19 protein-coding genes, 1 tRNA gene and 1 riboswitch are annotated in these 20696 nt (G+C 59.2%); of the genes, 9 read left to right on the plus strand and 11 right to left on the minus strand.

Translation table 11 applies throughout. From position 1 onward, the window contains the following. The first annotated feature begins 180 nt into the window (after positions 1-180). The 4 genes from TX24_RS08325 to TX24_RS32290 all read left to right on the plus strand — a co-directional run bounded on the left by TX24_RS08325 (position 181) and on the right by TX24_RS32290 (position 2946). Complete coding sequence (locus tag TX24_RS08325) at positions 181-798, plus strand: DUF6708 domain-containing protein (protein WP_338059758.1); 618 nt, start codon at positions 181-183, stop codon at positions 796-798. A gap of 282 nt (positions 799-1080) precedes the next feature. Further along, positions 1081-1686, plus strand: a complete 606-nt coding sequence (locus TX24_RS08330) for a DUF6708 domain-containing protein (RefSeq protein WP_338059759.1) — start codon at positions 1081-1083, stop codon at positions 1684-1686. A gap of 383 nt (positions 1687-2069) precedes the next feature. Continuing rightward, a complete protein-coding gene (locus TX24_RS08335; RefSeq protein ID WP_032892413.1) occupies positions 2070-2261 on the plus strand; it encodes a hypothetical protein in 192 nt (63 codons plus the stop codon). Between the two features lie 73 nt (positions 2262-2334). Next, on the plus strand, positions 2335-2946 hold the full coding sequence (locus TX24_RS32290) for a hypothetical protein (RefSeq protein ID WP_186354198.1): 612 nt from the start codon (positions 2335-2337) through the stop codon (positions 2944-2946). A gap of 581 nt (positions 2947-3527) precedes the next feature. Here TX24_RS32290 and TX24_RS08350 read toward each other — a convergent pair. The 5 genes from TX24_RS08350 to TX24_RS08370 all read right to left on the minus strand — a co-directional run bounded on the left by TX24_RS08350 (position 3528) and on the right by TX24_RS08370 (position 7240). Further along, positions 3528-3603: transfer RNA gene (locus TX24_RS08350), tRNA-Gly, on the minus strand. A gap of 60 nt (positions 3604-3663) precedes the next feature. Continuing rightward, positions 3664-4224, minus strand: coding sequence for a CDP-diacylglycerol--glycerol-3-phosphate 3-phosphatidyltransferase (pgsA, locus tag TX24_RS08355; RefSeq protein ID WP_032892416.1), 561 nt, complete (start codon positions 4222-4224; stop codon positions 3664-3666). A gap of 32 nt (positions 4225-4256) precedes the next feature. Beyond that, a complete protein-coding gene (gene uvrC, locus TX24_RS08360; RefSeq protein ID WP_003190389.1) occupies positions 4257-6080 on the minus strand; it encodes an excinuclease ABC subunit UvrC in 1824 nt (607 codons plus the stop codon). Position 6081: 1 nt separating this feature from the next. Continuing rightward, on the minus strand, positions 6082-6723 hold the full coding sequence (gacA, locus tag TX24_RS08365) for a response regulator transcription factor GacA (protein WP_003190387.1): 642 nt from the start codon (positions 6721-6723) through the stop codon (positions 6082-6084). Positions 6724-6874: 151 nt separating this feature from the next. After that, on the minus strand, positions 6875-7240 hold the full coding sequence (locus TX24_RS08370) for a helix-turn-helix domain-containing protein (protein WP_003190384.1): 366 nt from the start codon (positions 7238-7240) through the stop codon (positions 6875-6877). A gap of 82 nt (positions 7241-7322) precedes the next feature. Between TX24_RS08370 and TX24_RS30535 the strand changes: the two genes are divergently transcribed. Beyond that, positions 7323-7562: a DNA-binding protein gene (locus TX24_RS30535; RefSeq protein WP_003190382.1), complete on the plus strand. Its 240-nt coding sequence runs from the start codon at positions 7323-7325 to the stop codon at positions 7560-7562. 35 nt (positions 7563-7597) lie between these two features. Here TX24_RS30535 and TX24_RS08375 read toward each other — a convergent pair whose 3' ends face one another. Next, positions 7598-8044, minus strand: a complete 447-nt coding sequence (locus TX24_RS08375; protein WP_032905025.1) for a GNAT family N-acetyltransferase — start codon at positions 8042-8044, stop codon at positions 7598-7600. Next, positions 8045-8794, minus strand: a complete 750-nt coding sequence (locus TX24_RS08380; protein ID WP_034135290.1) for a carbon-nitrogen hydrolase family protein — start codon at positions 8792-8794, stop codon at positions 8045-8047. It abuts the gene before it with no gap. Positions 8795-9955: 1161 nt separating this feature from the next. Between TX24_RS08380 and TX24_RS08385 the strand changes: the two genes are divergently transcribed. From TX24_RS08385 to TX24_RS08400, 4 genes are all read left to right on the plus strand, one after another. Continuing rightward, positions 9956-11035 (plus strand): 3-deoxy-7-phosphoheptulonate synthase, encoded by a 1080-nt coding sequence (locus tag TX24_RS08385; protein WP_057710137.1) that lies wholly within the window; start codon positions 9956-9958, stop codon positions 11033-11035. 61 nt (positions 11036-11096) lie between these two features. Beyond that, positions 11097-11302, plus strand: a riboswitch (cobalamin riboswitch). A gap of 91 nt (positions 11303-11393) precedes the next feature. Then, the gene (locus TX24_RS08390; protein WP_057710138.1) at positions 11394-13316 is read left to right on the plus strand and encodes a TonB-dependent receptor plug domain-containing protein; all 1923 of its coding nucleotides are present in this window, start codon (positions 11394-11396) and stop codon (positions 13314-13316) included. Then, positions 13316-13675 carry a (2Fe-2S) ferredoxin domain-containing protein gene (locus TX24_RS08395; protein ID WP_057710139.1) on the plus strand — a complete coding sequence of 120 codons (360 nt, stop codon included), beginning with the start codon at positions 13316-13318 and terminating at the stop codon, positions 13673-13675. The genes TX24_RS08390 and TX24_RS08395 overlap by 1 nt, the downstream gene beginning before the upstream one ends. Then, a complete protein-coding gene (locus tag TX24_RS08400; RefSeq protein WP_057710140.1) occupies positions 13672-14646 on the plus strand; it encodes an ABC transporter substrate-binding protein in 975 nt (324 codons plus the stop codon). Before TX24_RS08395 ends, TX24_RS08400 begins: the two co-directional genes overlap by 4 nt. Before the next feature lie 76 nt (positions 14647-14722). Here TX24_RS08400 and TX24_RS08405 read toward each other — a convergent pair whose 3' ends face one another. The 4 genes from TX24_RS08405 to TX24_RS08420 all read right to left on the minus strand — a co-directional run bounded on the left by TX24_RS08405 (position 14723) and on the right by TX24_RS08420 (position 20531). Then, complete coding sequence (locus TX24_RS08405) at positions 14723-15145, minus strand: hypothetical protein (protein ID WP_057710188.1); 423 nt, start codon at positions 15143-15145, stop codon at positions 14723-14725. A gap of 133 nt (positions 15146-15278) precedes the next feature. After that, positions 15279-18851 (minus strand): transporter substrate-binding domain-containing protein, encoded by a 3573-nt coding sequence (locus tag TX24_RS08410; protein ID WP_057710189.1) that lies wholly within the window; start codon positions 18849-18851, stop codon positions 15279-15281. Positions 18852-18899: 48 nt separating this feature from the next. Beyond that, the gene (locus TX24_RS08415) at positions 18900-19526 is read right to left on the minus strand and encodes a response regulator transcription factor (RefSeq protein ID WP_003190370.1); all 627 of its coding nucleotides are present in this window, start codon (positions 19524-19526) and stop codon (positions 18900-18902) included. 288 nt (positions 19527-19814) lie between these two features. Further along, positions 19815-20531 carry an MgtC/SapB family protein gene (locus TX24_RS08420; RefSeq protein ID WP_003190369.1) on the minus strand — a complete coding sequence of 239 codons (717 nt, stop codon included), beginning with the start codon at positions 20529-20531 and terminating at the stop codon, positions 19815-19817. Positions 20532-20696 lie beyond the last annotated feature (165 nt).

Consider the following 20696-nt stretch of genomic DNA (forward strand, 5'->3'; position numbering starts at 1 on the left):
TTCACAACACCTTTACTCGACAAACCTGCTCCTGGCTGGAAGCACGATCTGCCGGGACCAAACGAGTCGCCTTCCAATGAACCGTATCCCCCCGTACTATCGAATCCACCCAATTATGTTGACGATGTGTATCTCGAACTAGCGCGCGCGACTATGAGAGTTCGTGGAGTTGGTGTTTGGATGGTTCCTTTCATCTTTCTATTGTCTCTAGGCTTTCCGGCTACGCTGGTTGCTTTTGCAGTTAAAGAGCATAGTGCCCCCCCTACCTCTCTCGTTTTAGTAGCATTTTTTGGACTCATCACAGCTTTGTGGCTAGGGATTTACTTCTGGCGAATGGACGTTGCCCCTCCCCGCGACGAACCCATCCGCTTTAACCGCTTCCGACGCAAAGTCTACGTCTACCGCTTTTACCGCGACGGCCTCAGGCCCTTCAGCCGCACCGCCTGGGGCGTTCGGGCCGAAGTCTATGACTGGGATAACCTGCGTGCCGAAGCCTGCAGTGTGTACGGCCCCATGGGCAGTGGCGGCCTCATCGAAACCGTCACCCTTGCCGTGGTGAAACCTGGCACCCACCAGGTAATAGATCGTTTTCATTTCGCCCACGAAATTCAACAAGGCGAAATGTACTGGGCCATGGCCCAACTATTCATGCAACAAGGCCCGCAAGCCCTGCCCGCTTTTCCCCGCCCACCTCGTGACTGGAACAACGAAGACGTGAGCTTCAATCTCGCGCGTCGCTTGGCCCCCAAAGTGCGATGGCCAGCCGAACTAGACCTGGAGTCACGCACCGCGCCCTGACTACAAGCCATCAACCGAAGCGGCCTCGATACAACAGGCTAAAGATTACAAGCGGCGTTCACCCCGAACTTGGAACAGCTCATCATGGTATTTAAAACACCTTTACTCGACAAACCTGCTCCTGGCTGGAAGCACGATTTGCCGGGGCCAAACGAATCGCCCTCCATTGAACCGTATCCTCCCGTACTATCGAATCCGCCCAATCATGTTGACGATGTATATCTTGAACTGGCACGCGCCACCGTGCGAACTCGCGGGATTGGAGTCTGGATGGCTCCTTGTATGTTTCTGTTTGCTCTCATTCCTCCCATCACTTGGATCGTTATCCTTATAGCGACTGGAGATATACCTTCGTTTGTATTTCATTTCTTCGGTCTCATCGGATTTATCACCCCCCTATGGGGAAGCGTGTTTATCTGGAGAATGGACGTTGCCCCTCCCCGCGACGAACCCATCCGCTTCAACCGCTTCCGACGCAAAGTCTACGTCTACCGCTTTTACCGCGACGGCCTCAGACCCTTCAGCCGCACCGCCTGGGGCGTTCGGGCCGAAGTCTATGACTGGGATAACCTGCGTGCCGAAGCCTGCAGCGTGTACGGCCCCATGGGCAGTGGCGGCCTCATCGAAACCGTCACCCTTGCCGTGGTGAAACCTGGCACCCACCAGGTAATAGATCGTTTTCATTTCGCCCACGAAATTCAACAAGGCGAAATGTACTGGGCCATGGCCCAACTGTTCATGCAACAAGGCCCGCAAGCCCTGCCCGCTTTTCCCCGCCCACCTCGTGACTGGAACAACGAAGACGTGAGCTTCAATCTCGCGCGTCGCTTGGCCCCCAAAGTGCAGTGGCCGGCCGAAATAGACCTTGAGTCACGTACAGCCTCTTGAGGTTCCGTCAATGCGAATCAGCCTATAACGGATGAATCAGGTGGGTTGATTGAACACTTCCGCACGCTGTCGGAAACCGACCGGGTGGCGATGCGCTATTTGACCTGCGCCTTCAAGGAGGTGTCCCGTTTTTGACAGGCTCGCACCTCCCCACCGCCAATCTGACCAGGGATACCAGTTTGGCGGGCTCTCCGCTCAATCGCACCTTCAAACCGGGTTTGAAAGATCGCTCCTACACCGTTGCCAAGCCCTTCCGACAGCCCCTTCTGAAAAACTCAGCAGTCACAAAAAATGACGAGCTCTTTCTTACAATAAACGTTATGTATTCAGTTGTTCCGGGCAAGAAGCCCACGTCTCCATTCATCTCATAAAGAAATAGGGTCATGCTAAATACTTCGTTTTTTCCCTCATTACGCACCGCCCCCGGCACATCCCTGCGGCCCCGCCAAATCAATCGAGAAGAAGAGCGCTTGATCCACTACTACCGCTCATTGTCGGATGAGGATCGTGAAGCGGTACGCTGCCTGTTGTATGCGGTCAAGGAAACCAGCGGGGCCGAACGCCCTCACCCATAAAAAGTGACAAAGTCATGGGTCAGCGAACGATGAAGTACCTGCGGGGTTGGACACGTTGCCAAGAGCCGGCCCCATGGAGCTTTTCTACCCAGCCAAAGCACGCCTGCCGACCCACAAGCAACGCCATCACGTGCGTGATTGTGACCGCGACCTCGCCGTCGGAACGTTCGACCTTGCTAGAGTACGAAGCCCCATCGCCGTGGAGGAACTGCGCATCCCCATGTCCGCCCTCCTCAGCCTTCAGCCACGATTTCCCTTCGGTGGCCTGACCATCTCCCGCTGTGTCGACGCGCTGACCCGACAGGATCTGCTCGACCCGCTTCCCTACGTGCGCCGGCACATCTGCGGCGACTGGGGCGATGTGCGCGCAGAGCATCGGCGCTACAACGACGCGGCTCTGAAACTTGGCGGTTACCTGCTGTCGTCCTATGTCATCAGTGACGGGTTGGACCTGTGTGTCTTCACGGAAGCGGACCGGAACCTTACGGCGGTTGCGGTTGGGGAATCCTGCTATGTGCTCCCGCAGGGCTCGCTACTCGCTTGTCGCCGGGAATTTTTCCCCAGCCCCTGTTTCCAGCCATTGTGCATTAACGCTCAACAGTCCTGCGATCCTATCGAGCTGCGAGTGCGGGATACCACGAGAAAACCAATTGGTCAGCCGCTGAGGGCTGATCTTCAGAAATAGCGCGAAATCCATTGGCGCGATCTTGCACTCCGACAGCACTACCCGCAGACGCACGCCGGAATATTCCGCGCTGGCAGCGCGAAGCATCGTTGATCGTCGCCCTGTGCGCGCTTCTTTCTCTTGGCCGTAGACCATTCCTTGCTCCTCGTATAGCTCCATGTGTTTTTTGCGCCTTTCGTAATGCAGGTTCACTGAGTATAAACACCGCGTTCATGGGGTCCAATTCCGATGTCGCATAGCTTCTTCGGGTGAGCATTGGGGGCGCATCACGCAGAGAGGCCTTTTCAAGCAGTTGCCAGGACATGTGGCAAGTCCACTGCCTGTAAACCACCGTGACTCAGGATTATCGGTACCAGAAGTGACGCATGACCAAAGGTCTATGTACGCCGGGCGGATGAACAAACAGTAGCTGGCTTGGCGACAGGTGAACTGAGCGAATCCGTTAACAATACGAATTTGAGTCTTAAAGGATCACCCTGGGCGCCCAAGGTTTTGCACACAAAAAAAGACGCCTAAGCGTCTATTCCGTAAATCACAGGCAAAAAAAAGCCACTCTATTGAGTGGCTTTTTCTTTAACGTTTGGAGCGGGAAACGAGACTCGAACTCGCGACCCCGACCTTGGCAAGGTCGTGCTCTACCAACTGAGCTATTCCCGCTTGGTGATGCGCATTCTATAGAATCCTCAGCACCCGTCAACCCCTTGATTCAAAAAAGTTTTATTTCTTTTCAACGGTGGTTCGCAGATGGGGCCAGGCCGCACGCAGATATTGCAGCATGGACCACAGGGTCAGGCCGGCGGCGATGAGCAGCAAGGCGTAGCCGGTGAGTACCCAGAATGTGAAGTCCGACGGGTTGGCCAGCAGGATGACCAGCGCGAGCATTTGCGCGGCGGTTTTCCATTTGCCCATGTTGGAGACGGCGACGTGGGCGCGGGCGCCGATTTCGGCCATCCATTCGCGCAGGGCCGAGACGACGATCTCGCGGCCGATGATGACGGCGGCCGGCAGGGTCAGCCACAGGTTGCCGTGTTCCTGCACCAGCAGCACCAGGGCGACGGCCACCATGAGTTTGTCGGCCACGGGGTCGAGGAACGCGCCGAAGGGCGTGCTCTGTTCCAGACGGCGTGCCAGGTAGCCATCAAGCCAGTCGGTGGCGGCTGCGAAGGCAAATACCGAACTGGACGCGATGTAGCTCCATTCATACGGCAAATAGAACAACAAAATGAAAATCGGGATAAGCAGGACGCGTAGAACGGTAATCAGATTAGGGATATTCATCGGCACAACTGGCTACGAGGTGAGAAGGCATTCTATTCGCTGTGCAGGTTTGCATAAATCAGCTCAGCGAGCTTTTTACTGATACCGGGTGCTTTGGCTATCTCGTCAATGCTGGCACGGGACAGCTCCTGCAAGCCACCAAAATGTTTAAGCAAGTCGCGACGGCGCGTCGGGCCGACCCCCGCAACCCCTTCCAGGGTTGAGGTTCGCCGGGTTTTGCCACGGCGGGCGCGGTGGCCGGTAATGGCGAAACGGTGCGCTTCGTCGCGGATTTGTTGAATCAGGTGCAGTGCGGGCGAGTCGCCCTTCAAAGTGAACTCATGGGCGGCATCATTCAAGTACAACGTTTCGAAACCGGCCTTGCGTGTGGTGCCCTTGGCTACGCCGAGCAGGATCAGGTCGGGCACCGCCAGTTCGTTGAGCACGTCACGGGCCATGGACAACTGGCCCTTGCCGCCGTCTACCAGCAGGATATCGGGCAACTTGCCCTCGCCGTCCTTCAACTTGCTGAAACGCCGCGTGAGCGCCTGGTGCATGGCGGCGTAGTCATCGCCTGCGGTAACGCCTTCGATGTTGTAGCGCCGATAGTCGGCCTTGATCGGCCCTTCCGGCCCGAATACCACGCAGGAGGCCACCGTGGCCTCACCGCTGGAGTGGCTGATGTCGTAGCACTCCAGGCGCTGGGGCGGCTCGTCCAGGTTGAGGACTTCGGCCAGGGCGTCGAAGCGTGCAGCGACGTGCTGTCGGTTCGCCAGCCGCGCGCCCAGGGCCTGTTCGGCGTTGGTCACGGCCAGTTGCTGCCAGCGGGCACGGGTGCCGCGTACGCGGTGGCTGATGTCCAGCTCGCGGCCGCGCAGCTCGTGGATCGCTTCGATCAAGGTGGGAAAGTCTTCGTGCACCACATTGACGATCAGCTCCGACGGCAGGTCGCGCTCAGGGCTGCTGACGTAATAGTGGCCAAGGAACGCAGCCATGACTTCTGCCACGTCTTCGTCGATACCGGTCTGCGGGAAAAAGTTCTTGCTCCCCAACACTCGCCCGCCACGCACGCTGATCAGGTGCACACAAGCGCCGCCCGGGTTGACGAACGCGGCGATCACGTCAACGTCACCGGTGCCGCCTTCCATGCTTTGCTGGTCCTGGACACGGCGCAGCAGGGAGATCTGGTCGCGCAGTTCGGCGGCCTTTTCGAAATCCAGGGTACTGGCGGCCTGCTCCATGGCCCCGGACAACTCATCGGTGAGTGCGTTGCTGCGCCCTTCGAGGAACATCACCGAATGGCGCACATCCTCGGCGTACTCCGAAGGTTCCACCAGGCCCACGCAGGGCGCCTTGCAGCGCTTGATCTGGTATTGCAGGCACGGCCGGGTGCGGTTCTTGTAGAAGCTGTCTTCGCACTGACGCACAAAAAAGGTTTTTTGCAGCAGGCTCAGGCTTTCACGAATCGCCCCGGCGCTGGGGTAAGGCCCGAAGTACTTGCCCTTTTGCTTCTTTGCCCCGCGGTGAATGCTCAGGCGGGGAAAGTTGCCGTCGGATAAAAACACGTAAGGGTAGGATTTATCATCACGCAACAGGATGTTGTAAGGCGGCCGCCATTCCTTGATCAGCGTCTGCTCAAGCAGCAGCGCCTCGGTTTCATTGGCGGTGATGGTGGTTTCGACCTGGGCGATACGCGCCACCAGGGCGGCGGTTTTCGGCGCAAGGCCGGTCTTGCGAAAGTAGCTCGCCAGACGGTTCTTCAGGTTCTTGGCTTTGCCCACGTAAAGCAGGCGCGCCTCGCTGTCGAACATGCGGTACACGCCGGGGCGGCCACTGCAGGTGGAGAGAAAGGCACTGGGATCAAACGGTGTGGTCATGTCAGGCGCTGGCGTCCACCATGCCGTGGCGCACTGCGAGCAGGGTCAATTCAACATCACTGCTGATGGCAAGCTTCTCGAAGATACGATAACGGTAGGTATTGACGGTCTTGGGCGACAGGCACAGCTTGTCAGAGATGGTCTGCACCTTCTGGCAACCGACGATCATCAGGGCGATCTGGATTTCCCGCTCCGACAGCGCATCAAATGGCGAATCGCTGGTGGGCTGGAACGACTTGATCGCCAATTGCTGGGCAATTTGCGGGCTGATGTAACGCTGGCCGGCAAATACCAGGCGAATGGCTTGCACCATCTCGGCCAGGCCCGCGCCCTTGGTGAGGTAGCCGGCGGCACCGGCTTGCAGTAAACGGGTGGGAAACGGGTCTTCCTCGCACACCGTGACCACCACGACCTTGATGTCCGGATGGCTGCGCAATAACTTGGTCGTGGCACCAAGACCGCCAATCCCAGGCATCTTGACGTCCATCAGTACCACATCGGGCTTCAACTCCCGGGCCTTGATCAGGGATTCCTCCCCCGACTCCGCCTGGCCGACTACTTGCAGGCCGTCGATGTCAGCCAGCATTCGTGTAATGCCTGTACGAACGAGATCATGGTCATCGACTACTAGCACCCTAATCAAGCAGACACCTCGCGATATGGTCTTATAGGTTGCTGAACACCTTAGCAAAAAACCAAGGCGCAGACCTAGTTGCAAGTGTCATATATATAGAGATTAAACGTGCTGCGGCTGTTCGCCGGCTGGCGAACAGCCCTGTTTCCTGGGCTAAAGGTCAGGATTCCTGGGGGGGCGACTTGGCTTTTCCGTTCACTACGGATGAATGCTCAGCCAAGGTACTGGTCAAGCGACGGATTGCGTCCTGGTCTTCCTTGAACATCGCTCGGTAATTGCCCAGCACTTTCTCTTCGATCTTGCTCAGGTTATCCAGCTGGATCGGCGTTGGGCTGCCGGTCAACACGTACAGGATATCCACACCTTTTTCGGCGACGCGAGACAAATAGTCGGCCTTGGGTGCACGACCACCGCTTTCATATTTGCCTTGGGCGTTCGCTTCAACGCCTCCAATTTCTCCAAAAACTTTCTGCGACAGGCCAAGTCGCTCTCTTTCTTGCCTTAAGCGCGAACCGATTCCACTCATTTGGATGTATGATCCTAAATTGGCACACCCCAAGAGGTGTCACACCATCACTTCGTTAAACAAACTTGAACGGTTTTGAACTATGCCCGGAATCCGTACTGCTGCACAAGCCAAGGCCTGGCTGGAACATCAAGGAAAGTCAGTTCAAGCGTTCGCCCGGGAGCATGGCGTAGACCCGGCAACCACGTATCAAGTGCTCTCCGGGCGCAAAAAGGGACGGCGTGGAGAAGCCCATAAAGTGGCGGTACTTCTGGGCATGAAAGAGGGCGTTATCGTGGATGAGCCAAGAGCTCAATCCCACGACGAACAAAGCACTAACTGACAGCAGTATGCGCTTATTTGTAGGACGTGCATGTTTTAGTCCGATGTGAGTGCGCGACACTCACGCTCCATCCGCCAGAAGCCATCCTCTTCACCGACAATGCTCAACCCCAAGCGCTGATACAGCCTTCTTGCCGGGTTGGTCTTGAACACCGTCAAACGTAGAAAGCCCAGGCCCTCGACGCGTGCCTTGAGCGCCATTTGCTCCAGCACCCATGTGCCCGCGCCCTGCTTGCGGCAGCATTCCAGCAGGTGCAGCTCGCGGATATACAGGGCCTTGCCATCGCGGCTCAGGCTGATAAAGCCCATGACGACGTCATCGTTGCAGATCAGCCAGTTCTCGCGGCCCGCCCAGGCCACGTCGAAGCCGTCGCTGGACCACAACAAGCCGTTCTGACGGTAGTAATGGCTCATGGCCTGCTGGGTCAGGGTGCGGGCAAACGGCAGGTCCTGCTCGATGGCCCGGCGCAAATGAAACCTCATTCAGAGGGCGACCACTTGGCCGGTCCACTGCCCGCCGTCGCGACGGGCGATCACCAACGCGTCGCCGACACCGGGGGCGGCAACAAGCAAGTTGCCATCGGCGGTCCAGATCGCACTGCGACCGGCACAAGCCCAGCCTCCAGATGGGCCACCGTGGTTAGCCATCAGTACCAACAGGCCATGCTCGGCCGCATAGCCTTCAAGCAAAGCACTGTCCGCCGCGTAGCCTGCCTCGCTGATCAGTACGCTTGCGGCATACACTGTGGCGCCCGCTGCCGCCGCTTGGCGTGGATGGCTGGCCTGGGAAAAGTCCGCGCACACCGCCAATGCTATGCGGTCATCTCCGAATGCCAAGACCTCACCGCCCTGCCCCGCAGCAAATGCCAGCTCCTCACCGGGGTGCAAGTGCTGCTTGGTGTAGACGCCGACTGAGCCGTCCGCCCCCAGCACCAACGCGCCGATCAGCACGCCTGCTTGTGGCGCCAACCGCACCGGCATGCCCACCACGGCCGTCAACCGCAGCTCCCGCGCCAGCTCACGCAACGGCGCCAATACGGCGTCTTGCGGGGCGATGGCCAAGTCGGCCGCCAGGAACGGCTCGTAGCCGGTCAGTGACAGTTCTGGAAACACCAGGCATTGCACGCCCTGTTCAGCCGCGGCCCACATCAACGCCAGGTGCCGCTGGATATTGGCAGCGACATCGCCCGGGATGGAAACGGTTTGCGCCGCAGCAAGGGTCAAGGCAGTCATGGTCGCGTCCTGGCAATCATTGTTTGAGAGCCGTCAGCATATCCACACTTGCCCATAACGGCATAGGTATCTACACAACTGAGTGGACTGTAGCAGCGGACGGTAACCACGATGCGAAGCGAGTCGCTCTTGATCTGCTTTTGATCTGCTTTTGATCTTGATCTTAAGCGCCCCGTCAAACCACGCTGGCCGGAATTCGACAGGGATTTGGGGGGTAAACCGGCAGGGATGCCGGTTTAGCCGCCCCGCGCCATGGATGGCGCGTGGCGGCGGCCCCCCAAATCACTGGCGGATTACGGGCACACCGAGCCTAAGCGAGGTGCCGAGTGGTGGGGCAAGAGCGTTTTGCTTACTTTGCCGCTTTTGCAAAGTGAGCCGCCGTCAGGGCGGAACCCTAAGTGGCCGTTACCGCAGGAATGGATATGTACTCGGTCTGACACCCTGTGTCGACTGGCAGGCCGTCATCGCAGGCAAGCCAGCTCCCACATTTGGATCCAGGGTGTCAGGTAGAGATGCGTCGCCTGTCAGTCCGTCACGGGAGCAAGCTCCCTCGCCACAGGTCCAGCGTCGCAGCAAAGTTGTGTAGATACCTATGCCCATAGCGGTAAGTACCGCCACACAATAGAAATTACTGATTGAATCCACCTGCACGCCTCTAGTAAGCTCCCCCCATCATTTGGAGAGCCCCATGTTGCCACTCACCCACACTCAGGTTTGCCCTGCTGCCAGCGCCTTGCGCTCGGTGTCGGCTACCCGTGTGAACGGTTCGAGCGCACTGGCCGGCTTTTATTTTGGGTATTGGTTTAGCCACTGGCGCGCCTGATACCTGAAATCGGCGCCCACTACTCAAGGGGTCGCCTACCAGAGAAATCTAAACCCCCGGTCGGCTCCCCGACCGGGGGTTTTGTTTTTTCAGCGCCTGACAACCTGTTTGCTCACGATCACTTAAAGGAATCACGCCATGAACTTCACCACCTATTACCGCTACGACACTTGCACTGCATGGCGATTTAGCCAGCTCCGTTCGGGACAGCCTGCCGCCTCCGACCGGTCACCCCGTGGTGGCAAGCCAACACACGTAGCCGATACGGCCAATTGTCGAACACCCCAGTAGGCCAAGCGTGCGGGAATCGCCCGCCGCTTGCCCAGGAAGCCTTGAATATGAACTCCTCCGTCGCCGCTTTGCCCGTCTCCACCCTCAACAGTGCCAATGAAGCCCTGACCCAGCGTTTGCCCAGCTCCCTTGAGCTCAAGCATCAGCTCCCGCTCAGCCCGTTCCTCAATGAACAAGTCCACGCCCATCGCCAAGCCGTGCGCGCCATCCTCAATGGTGAAGATTCACGCTTGCTGGTGATTGTCGGCCCGTGCTCGATCCACGACCCGGAATCGGCCATGGAATACGCGCGCAATCTGAAGAAGCTCGCGCTTGAAGTCAGCGACCAGATGCTGCTGGTGATCCGTGCCTACGTCGAGAAACCGCGCACCACGGTGGGTTGGAAAGGCCTGGCCTACGACCCGCACCTGGACGGCAGCGATGACATGGCCGCCGGCCTGACCCTGTCCCGCGAACTGATGCGTGAAATGCTGCGCCTGGGCCTGCCGGTGGCCACCGAGTTGCTGCAACCCATGGCCGCCGGCTACTTCGATGACCTGCTCACTTGGGTCGCCATTGGCGCACGCACTACCGAATCGCAGATTCACCGCGAAATGGCCAGCGGCCTGGGCATGCCCGTGGGCTTCAAGAACGGTACCGACGGTGGCGTCGCCATTGCCTGCGATGCGATGCGCTCAGCCTCTCACCCGCATCGCCATTTCGGCGTCGACAGCCAGGGCCATCCGGCGATCATCCAGACCCCCGGCAACCCCGACACCCACCTGGTGCTGCGTGGCGGCCACCGTGGGCCCAACTACGATGCGCAAAGCGTGGCCGACGTAAAGCATGACCTGGCCAAGTCCAAGGTGGCGGCGCGGATCATGGTCGATTGCAGCCATGCCAACAGCGGCAAGAACCCGCTGCGCCAACCGGCGGTATTCAATGAGGTGCTGGAGCAGCGCTTGCAAGGCGATACCTCGCTGGTCGGCATGATGCTTGAGAGTCACCTGTTCGAAGGCTGCCAGCCGCTGAGCGCGTCGATGAAATACGGCGTTTCGGTGACCGATGGTTGCCTGGGTTGGGACACGACCGAGCAGTTGTTACGCAGTGCCGCTGAGCGGTTGCGGGAGCACGGCAAAGCCGACTGATCGGTGAAAAACATACAGCTGGGAGAGGCGGGAAAGTTGACGAGCACTCGTGCGAGTGTTCAGATGCCCGCCTGTTTCAGGTGCCCCCTGCCGCCGTGCTTGGGGTGAAACGGGAAACCGGTACGCTCATGTTGAGCAAGTCCGGTGCTGCCCCCGCAACGGTAGATGCGTGATCCCTTCGACACACCACTGTGGCCCTCGCGCCATGGGAAGGTGAAGGTATCCATACGCATGAGCCCGGAGACCGGCCTGGAATTTCTGTTTGGCAAACTCCTGCGGTGGGCGGGCATGGGCCGGTATTGGCGTGTGCTCGATGCCTTCTCTTGCGTGCTTCTGCGAAGATACTTTCGAGAAGACTATGATCCGACATTCATTCACTCCCTTGATCAGTTGCCTGTTCAGCCCGTTGCTGCTGGCCGACAACACTCCCTTGGTGCTCAACCCGCAAATCGTGTCGGCGCCCTCAGTGGAGTCCGGCACGGTTGCGGCCATGGCCCAGTACGGCAGCAACGTCAACGTGGTCAGTCGCGAACAGATCGAGCGGGCCGGCCCTTCAGCCGACGTGTCTCGGGTGATGCAAATGTTCATTCCCGGGCTGTATGTGGCGCCGAAGAACGGCCCGTTCGACTATGGCACCTATTCCCTGCTCGGCGGGCGCAACGATGACACCCTGATCCTGCTCGATGGCGTGCGCTTGAACAACCGCCTGTACGGTGGCCTGTACCTCGACACCCTGCCGGCCAATGCCATTGAACGCATCGAAGTGCTCAAGGGCGGCCAGAGCCTGCTGTTCGGCACCCAGGCGGTATCGGGCGTGATCAACATCGTGACTCGCAGCCCGCAGACCTGGGCGGCTGCCGGCGAAGTGAATATGGGCCTCGACACCTTCGGCGGCACCACGGGTGACGCACGGGTCGAGAAGATTTTCAGCAACGGCTGGGGCGACCTGGGCGTGTTGGCCTACGTCAGCCGCAATGCGTCCGAGGGCTACCAGCCGTTTCGCAATCGCGATATGAAAAATGTCACGGACAAGAAACGCTCTTACGAAGTCACTACCTTCGGTACCAAGGCCGTTCAATCTTTTGGCGATGATTCGCGCCTGGAACTGTTCTACCAATACGCCGACGCCAACCTGGATTTCGCCCGTCCGGTAGCCTCCCACACAACCACCAACGACCGTGTACAGCAAATCGCCACGGCCACGTTCGAGCAAAGCCTCGACGAACACCTGAGTTATTTCGTCAAGGGCCACATCAACGATTGGGATACCCGCTATACCCGCATCAACAACCAAGACGGTGGTGCTACCCAGATCATCAACCATGACGACTACTGGGGCTTCACCGACTGGGGCGTGCAGGCCGAAGGCAAGGCCGAGTTGCCGGGCGGCCATGTAGTGATCGTCGGCAGCGACAACCAATGGTTCAAGGGCCAGGACGATGTGTTGGTGATCGACGATAACAAAGCCCAGGCCCACGCGCTGTATAGCCAACTGCGCCCGCAGATCGACGCCCTGCCCGACTGGCACCCCAGCCTCGGCGTACGCCACGAGGCCATGAGCGGCGGTGACAGTGCCACCGTCGGCATGCTCACGTCCCTCTACAACCTCAACGATCACTGGGCCTTGCGCGGCCAATACGGCACCGCCTACAAGCTGCCCAATGCCGAACAGCTGTTCGTCAACGAAGCGGACGAACAGGGCAACCGCCACCTCAAGCCAGAGAAAAGCCGCAACGCCGAACTGGGCCTTGACTACACAGGGCAACTTGCGGAACGCGATTTCAGCGCCAGCGTCACCGTGTTCAAACGCAAGATCACCGACCTGATCACTCTGAACGATGTGCAGTGGGTCAATGGTCAGGGCCAGATCCAAATGCGCGGTTTCGAGGCCGACGCAAGGTTGGCGCTCAACGACCAATGGAGCGTGCAGGCCGACATGACCCGCAACCTGACCGAATCCCGCGCCGGGGTCACCCTTAACGATATTCCCAGTTTTTTCGCCCGCTCACGCATCGGTTTTGAATCGCAAAACCGCCTATGGGGTGCAGGCGCGGCACTGCGTTATATCCGCGATGTCATCAGCGCCAAGCAGGTCGAGTACGGGCATTATTCTGTGGTGGACGCCGACGCCTATCGCTATCTGGACAGTGCCCACCGGCATCGTTTGAGCCTGCTGGTGGAAAACCTGTTCGACCGCGACTACGTCACCAGTCGCGCCAACAACGTCGACAACCTCGGCCGCCCCTTCACCGCAGAGGTGCGTTACAGGTATCGCTTCTGATGGCTGACATCACGCCAATCGACGGGGTCGACACCCACCCCGACTGGTCGCAAATTCCTGACCACAGCCACCATGTGTTCCTGTGCACCGGCCCGCGCTGCACCCAGCGTGGAGCCTTGCAACTGTGGAAAACCCTACGCCGCCGGTTGCTGGAGCTGCAACGCATCGAAGTGCCCGACGGCGTGCTGCTGACCCGCACCCATTGCCAGTTCCCCTGCAACCTCGGGCCGGTGCTCACGGTTTACCCGCAGCGCTGCTGGTACGGCGTGCACAGCAAGGCGGATGTGATACGCCTGGTGGATATGCACCTGGCAGGCGGTGAAGTGGTTGACGATCTACTGCTCAAGGAGCGCGCATGAAAATGTGGTGCGTATGCTTGATTGCCCCGCTCTGCGCAACACCGGTGCAGGCAGACAATTACACCAATTGCGCCCAGGCCTGGGCACTGCCACACGCGCCACCCTCGCGCATCGTCGCCCTCAATCAACACGCGGCCGACCTCTTGCTGGCGCTGGATGCCAGGCCTTCAATGGTGGGCGTGGCCTATCTGGACGACAGTGACAAAGCGCATCGACAGGGCCGGTATTTCGAAGTGCCGGTGATTGCCGCCCAATATCCCTCCAGCGAGGTGCTGTATGCACAGCGCCCCGACTTGGTGGTGGGCGGTTTCGCCAGCGCGTTCGGCAAGGGCGTGAGCTCACGCACGAGCCTGGCCGATAACGGCGTGGCGTCCTACCTGCTGGAGTCCGCGTGCGCCGGGCACAACCTGGATTACTTCGAGCACATCCGCCAGGACCTGCTCACCCTTGGCGCCCTGCTGCACAAATCGCAACGCGCCCAGGCCCTGAGCGACGCACTGGACGCCGACCTGCAACATGCCCAGGCAGTGGCTGACAACGCCCAACCGGTATCGGTATTTTACTTGGACAGTGAGGTCAACGGCCTCGCCAGTGAAGGCCAACGGGGGTTTGTCACAGCGCTGCTGGCCGCATCGGGTGCCCGCAATGTGCTGGCTGACATCCCCCTTTCACGAGTGACCGTGAACAGTGAAACCTTGCTGATGAAGGACCCTGACATCATTTTATTGGCCGACGCCCTGTGGTCCCCCAGCAGCCGCAAGCGCCAATTGCTGACGACCGACCCGGTGCTATCGACGCTGCGAGCGGTGCGTGAGAACCGGATGATCGATATTCCGTTTACCCATTTAGTACCCGGCGCCGACAGCGGCAAGGTGGCGATTGAACTGGCGCGCAAACTTAGTGGCATACAGTCCCCCCTTGAAGCGCCCTCTTGTAGGAGCGAGCTTGCTCGCGAAAAACGTCAACGGTAACGCGCGCTTCCTGAATAAACGCGGCGCCTGCGAGTTTTTCGCGAGCAAGCTCGCTCCTACAAGCAATCGCTGTGGACTAGGCCCGGGCCACCGGCATGCGGGACAGCTCCCGCAGCCACGGCAACACCCGCAGGCCGTGGGCAGTCTCGCAGGGGTCGACCATGTCCATGAAGTGTTCGAGGTTGACGTGGTCCGGCACGCCCGGCAGGCGCACCCGCACGGCCGGCGTTACACCGCACGGGGCGCCCAGGTCCAGATGTTCGTAGACCAGTACATGACGCACCTGGGGCTGAGGTTCATAGGCTTGGGCCATCAGCCCGGCATGGATTATCAGCACATCGAAGGGTTCGGCAGGAATGGCGGTAAGAATCCGCACCTCTTCGAACGTTTGCACCGGCACGATCCGGTAATAGCCCAACCGGTTGAGCATTTTCTCGATGTACAGGCGTTGCAGATGCTGTTCATCGGCAATCAGGATGGTCAGTGCTTTGTTCGGCATGGCAAACCCCTGGCAGGCAGTGCTCGGCAGTGAGCGCTGCCCATTTTCCAGACATATGCCGACGACAAAATCAGGCATGTTCCCGGTTTGCGTAAGAGTTTTCCCAAATTTCCCGAATGGCGATCAACCGCAGTCAAGGCTGATTGCAATAAGCGCTCAAGCCATGACGCAAAACATCGATCGCTTCAGCCACGCCCTCAACCGCTGGCCCCAATGCCTGAGGGTCGCGCTGTTCACACACTGCCTCCAATGCTTCACACCCACCGATCAATAGGTTTGCCTTGACCATCCGCGCGCCGCCCTTGGCACGGTGAGCCAGGTCGTGCAGCTTGGCAAAATCTGCCTGGCTGGCCAGGCGCGGCAGTAAGGCACGGTCTGCCTCCAGGCTTTCGAGCAACGGCGCCAGCAATTCGACAAGCGCAGCGTGATCATCGCCGGTCAGCGCGACCAATGTGCTCAAGTCAAATGTCGCCACGGGCTGCGGGCCCGCGTCGGCCACACGCGAGGCCAGCGCCGACCGCAAGTCGTCAAGCCCGGTTGGCTTGAACAGGCAGCCATCCATGCCCGCCTGCCGGCAGCGCTCGGCTTCCTCCGGTTGTGCGTTGGCGGTGAACCCCAGCAACAGGCAGGGTTCCAGACCCTGTTCACGCTCTTGCGCGCGAATCTCCTGTGCCAGCTGATAGCCGTTCTTGAACGGCATGTTGCAATCGGTAATGACGCCGTCGAACTGCCCCGCTCGCCACTGTTCAAGCCCTTGAACACCGTCTTCGGCCGTGACGATATGGTGGCCCAGAAAGCTCAACTGTCGAGCCAGCAGCAAGCGGTTGGCCGGGTAGTCGTCCACCACCAGAATCTTCAGCGCACGGCCCTCAGGCGCCGCCTCTTGCGCAGGCTCAACCGGGGCCGGCAGCGTGGCGGACATGGCCAGGGTCAACGTCACGTCCACCCGAGTACCGTGCCCCAGCACGCTACTCAAGTGCAATTGACCACCCATCATTTCACACAAGCTGCGGCTGATCACCAACCCCAGCCCAGACCCGCTACGTGCCGACTGCTGGTTATTGCTGCCCTGGATAAACACACTGAACAACCGCTGCTGATCGGCGATGCTGATTCCGATGCCGGTGTCTTGCACCCATAACTGGACGGCCAAGCGATCGTCCTCGACCACCGCCTGCGCAACCAGACTGACCTGCCCATGAGAAGTGAACTTGATGGCATTGCTCAAAAGGTTCGATACCACCTGCTTGAATCGCAGCGGGTCGACCAGCACCGCCCGGTTAATCAACGGGTCCAGCTCAACCTGCAGCGCCAGCCCCTTGGCGCGGGCCAGCCCCTCGAACACGCGCGCGACCGACGCTAACAGCTCATGCAGGTTGGCGGGCTCCAGGGTCAGCGACAAGTGCCCGGACTCAATGCGCGCGATATCGAGAATATCGCCGATCAACTCCAGCATGCCCCGCGAAGCCACCGAAGCCACCTCCAGGGCGTCGCGGTCGACCCGCCCCTGCTCGGCATTTTTCAACGCCAGCTCGATCATGCCGATTACGGCGTTCATGGGCGTGCGGATCTCGTGGCTCATGGTCGCCAGGAAGGTAGTCTTGGCGCGATTGGCGGCATCGGCATCGTCCTTGGCTTCCTGTAGCTGGCCGAGCAACCGATGCCGCTCGCTCACGTCGACCCAACCGGCAATCATGCCCACCACTTTCTCGTCGCCGTCGCGATACGGCAGCATCCATTGGTAAATGGTCAACACATCGCCATTGGGCACCTTGAGTATTCGGTCATGAATCTGCGGCTCGCCCCCCGCCATCAAGCGCAGGTAATCCTGATGAAACGACTGGGCCTGTGGCGGGTTTTCGACGTCGGTTTCCACCACCGTCCTGCCGATCACGTCTTCAAGCTTGTAGCCAAACACGTCGAGGTAGGCGTTATTGCAGGCCATCAACCGCCCTTGGCGGTCACGCACGTAAATCGGGTGCGGCGTGCCGTCGATCAATACGCTCATAAACCGCATCTGATCGCTCAGCGCTCGCTCGGCCTGTAGCCGCTTACGAATCAGGCTGCGCAGGTAAATGGCCCAGCCCAGCGTGACGGCCAACAACAGCGCCGCCAACCCAAAACCCTGAAGAATCACGTTGCGATAACGCAACCAGTAACTGTCCTCGATGATGACCTCGCTGCGCCACTGGCCAATCAATTCGTCCATTTCCTGCGGGGTGATACTCAGCAGCGCCTTGTCGAGGATCGAATACAACTCCAACTGACTGCGGTTGACCCCAAAGGTCACGCGTGCAGGCTCAGTGCCGACCGTACTGGTGACACGCAAGCGGTCGCGGTAATACCGGCTGATCAAATAGCGCGCGCTGATCAATGAGTTGACCGCACCATCGGCGTCACCGTTGGCCACCAGCGCCATGGCTTGCTGGGGGTTCTCCACATCGACAAACATCACGCCTGGAAAATTCTGCGCTATCTCATCGTGCAGGCCATTGCCAACCACCATGGCCAAGCGTTTGCCAACCATCTCCTCCAACGTGAGCGGGCTGTGTGGACTGTCACGGGTTACCAGCACAAAGGGGTTGGTCAGGTAGGGCCGGGTAAAGCGTACTTTTTCGGCCCGCTCCACACTGGGGGTGATAACCGCCAGCATGTCCGCCGTCCCCGCACTGACGATGTTGACCTGGCGCGGCAACGAACTGCCTGGCACCACATCGAACTTCAAGCCGGTGCGCAAGCTGATGCGCGATAACACCTCGGCACTCAACCCTTCGAATTGACCTCGACCACCAATAAAAGATAACGGTAGGAAGTCATTGAGCACCGCGACCCTGACCCGTGGGTTTTTCTGCACCCAGCGTTGCTCACTGGCGCTCAAGTGCAGCCGGTCAACGCCGATTATGCCCAGGTTACCTCCGCTCCAGCGGCGCAGGATTTCCATCTGCTCGCTGGCGGGAATCGCCTCCAGCGCGGCATTGAGGATGGGCAGCAAACGCGTGTTTTCCCGGGTGACGGCAAACGCAAACGGGTTGACTTCCAGGCCGGAAAAATCCGCCATGCGTACATTATTGAGGTGGTTGCGATTGATCAGGTAATTGCTGCTGATGGCATCCCCCAGGTAGACGTCGGCACGACCAAACGCCACGGCGCCAATGGCTTCGAAGGTCGAGGCAAACAGTTCCAACTGGGCTTTGGGGTAAAACGCCCGTACGGCGTCGGGCTGCATGTAGTGATAGAGCATTGCCACGCGCTTGCCGGCCAGGCCGTCATTCAATACCTGGCTGTCACCGCTGCGGGTCACCAGGGTCGGTTGGTCGTTGGCATAAGAGCGAGACAGCAGCAGTTGCGGGTCGGCCGCTTCATAGCCATTGGCGGAACCGAGGAAATCCACCGCCCCCTGCTTCAGCGCCTCGACCACCTCATCGCGGGTGTCGTAACGCCGAACCTCGATGGAGATATGCAGGGCCTGGCCGACCAATGCGGCAAAATCAGCCGTGATCCCTTCGAGTTCGTCGTTGTTATTGGTCAAGTCAAAAGGTGCGTAATCGGGCGCCGAAACGCCCATCAGCAACGAGCGTCGCTCACGCAGCCAACGCCAATCGGCCTCGTCAAGCACCACTTGCGGGGTTTCGATATGAGAGTGCCCCAACAGCCGCAAAGCGTGAGGCTCTTCAAGGGCCACCGCGATCAGAGGTAACAGGCTCATCCAAAGGATCGTGACGAACCTGATAAACACGGTGGCGATCATTTCAGATCAGATCAGATGGTTGCGCTGGGCAAACTTGGATAAGTGCACTACCGAGGACATTCGCAACTTCTCCTTGAGTCGAGTCTTGTAGGTACTGATGGTCTTGTGACTCAGCAGCATTTGCTCGGCGATTTCCTTGTTGCCCAACCCTAGGGCGAGCATTTGCAGTACGGTGAGTTCGCGGTCAGACAAACATTCGATCATCTGCCGTTCTGTTTCTTGCAAATCGTCGCGCCGCACCGAACTGGTCGGCAAACTGGGGAAGCAGCTGTAGCCCGACATGATCGCCTTGATAGCCTTTTGCAGCTCATCCAGTTCGCCGGTCTTGGCGACGAACCCCATGGCGCCGGCGCGCATGCAGCGGGTGGAAAAGAACACTGCCAGGTAGGACGTCAGCACCAGAATCTTGCACGGCAAGCCCAACGCCTTGATCCGGCTGATGACCTCCAACCCGCCTAATTTAGGCATCGCCAGGTCGAGGATGATCAGCTCGGGACGTTGCTCCCTCGCCAATTGCATGGCATCTGCGCCATCCCCTGCCTGAAAAATTTCAACAAAACCCTCCAACTGCAAGAGGTGTTTGACCGTCGCCCGGATAAACGGATGGTCATCCACAATTAATGCTTTGCTCATAAAACTTCCCTATGTGGACAAAATACCCTTACACATCACACCGGATCTGGGTACCTGTGAGAAATGACAGTTCCGACGAGCGGCGCTGCCTTATCAGTACGGTAACCAAGCCGTGTCTGGCCCCTTCAATTAACTCAGCATAATCACGGACGCCGGACCTCAATGACCCAACAGCCGCAAGTGCCCAACCTTAGCAACGCAATGATGTTTCAACTGAAGGGATAATCCGGACTAGATGTAGGATTTTTCCACAATCAAGCTTAGCCAATCCTGGCTAACTCATCAGGGTCAGTCGGTAGTACTCGGGCTCCAGAAAGCCTGTACCACCAGGGTTGAAGTTGAGAGGCGCGCTACCAGTGCATCCAGCTCATCACCATCCACCGACGTGGCGGCCAGGATGGCCTCGATTTCCACTTCGTCGCTGCCGAACGGCCGCACATCGACATCACTGGCTGGGTAGTTGCAGCGTGCCAACTCGGCTTCCAGCAACACCATCACGGCCTGTTGCTGACTGCGTCGCGCAATCACGTAAAGGATATTGGTAACCTCTGCCGACACCACGTCCAAGGGTTGGCGGTTGATGTTATTGACGATCGGCCGCAGCAAGGTGTTGGCCGCCAGCACAAACAGCGTACCCAGCAATGCCTCAAGGATCAGGTCGGCGCCGGCACAGGCGCCCACCGCCGCTGAAGCCCAGAGGGTCGCGGCAGTGTTAAGCCCGCGTACATTGCCCTCTTCCCGCATGATCACACCCGCCCCCAAAAAGCCGATGCCCGACACCACGTAAGCGACCACGCGCACCGCGCCTTCCGCACCACCGAGCCGGTTGGCCATGTCGACAAAGATCGCCGCGCCTACCGCCACCAGCACATTGGTGCGCAGCCCCGCGGTGCGCTGGCGATATTGGCGCTCGAAACCGATCAAGCCACCGAGGATAAATGCCGCGCTGAGGCTGACGACGGTGTCGACCAGGGAGTTGAGGTTGATGTTGTTGATTGCCTGCATAAAAAATCTCCATGAATGCAGCGACAAATTGGAAAACACCGTGGGTTCCTGTGGGAGCTGGCTTGCCTGCGATAGCGGTACACCGGCCAATGAATCTGGCGACTGATACACCGCCATCGCGGGCAAGCCCGGCTCCCACAGGGTTTGCGGTGTTGCATGGCACTC

It is taken from the genome of Pseudomonas lactis (genome assembly GCF_001439845.1).
Taxonomy (GTDB): Bacteria; Pseudomonadota; Gammaproteobacteria; order Pseudomonadales; family Pseudomonadaceae; genus Aquipseudomonas; species Aquipseudomonas lactis.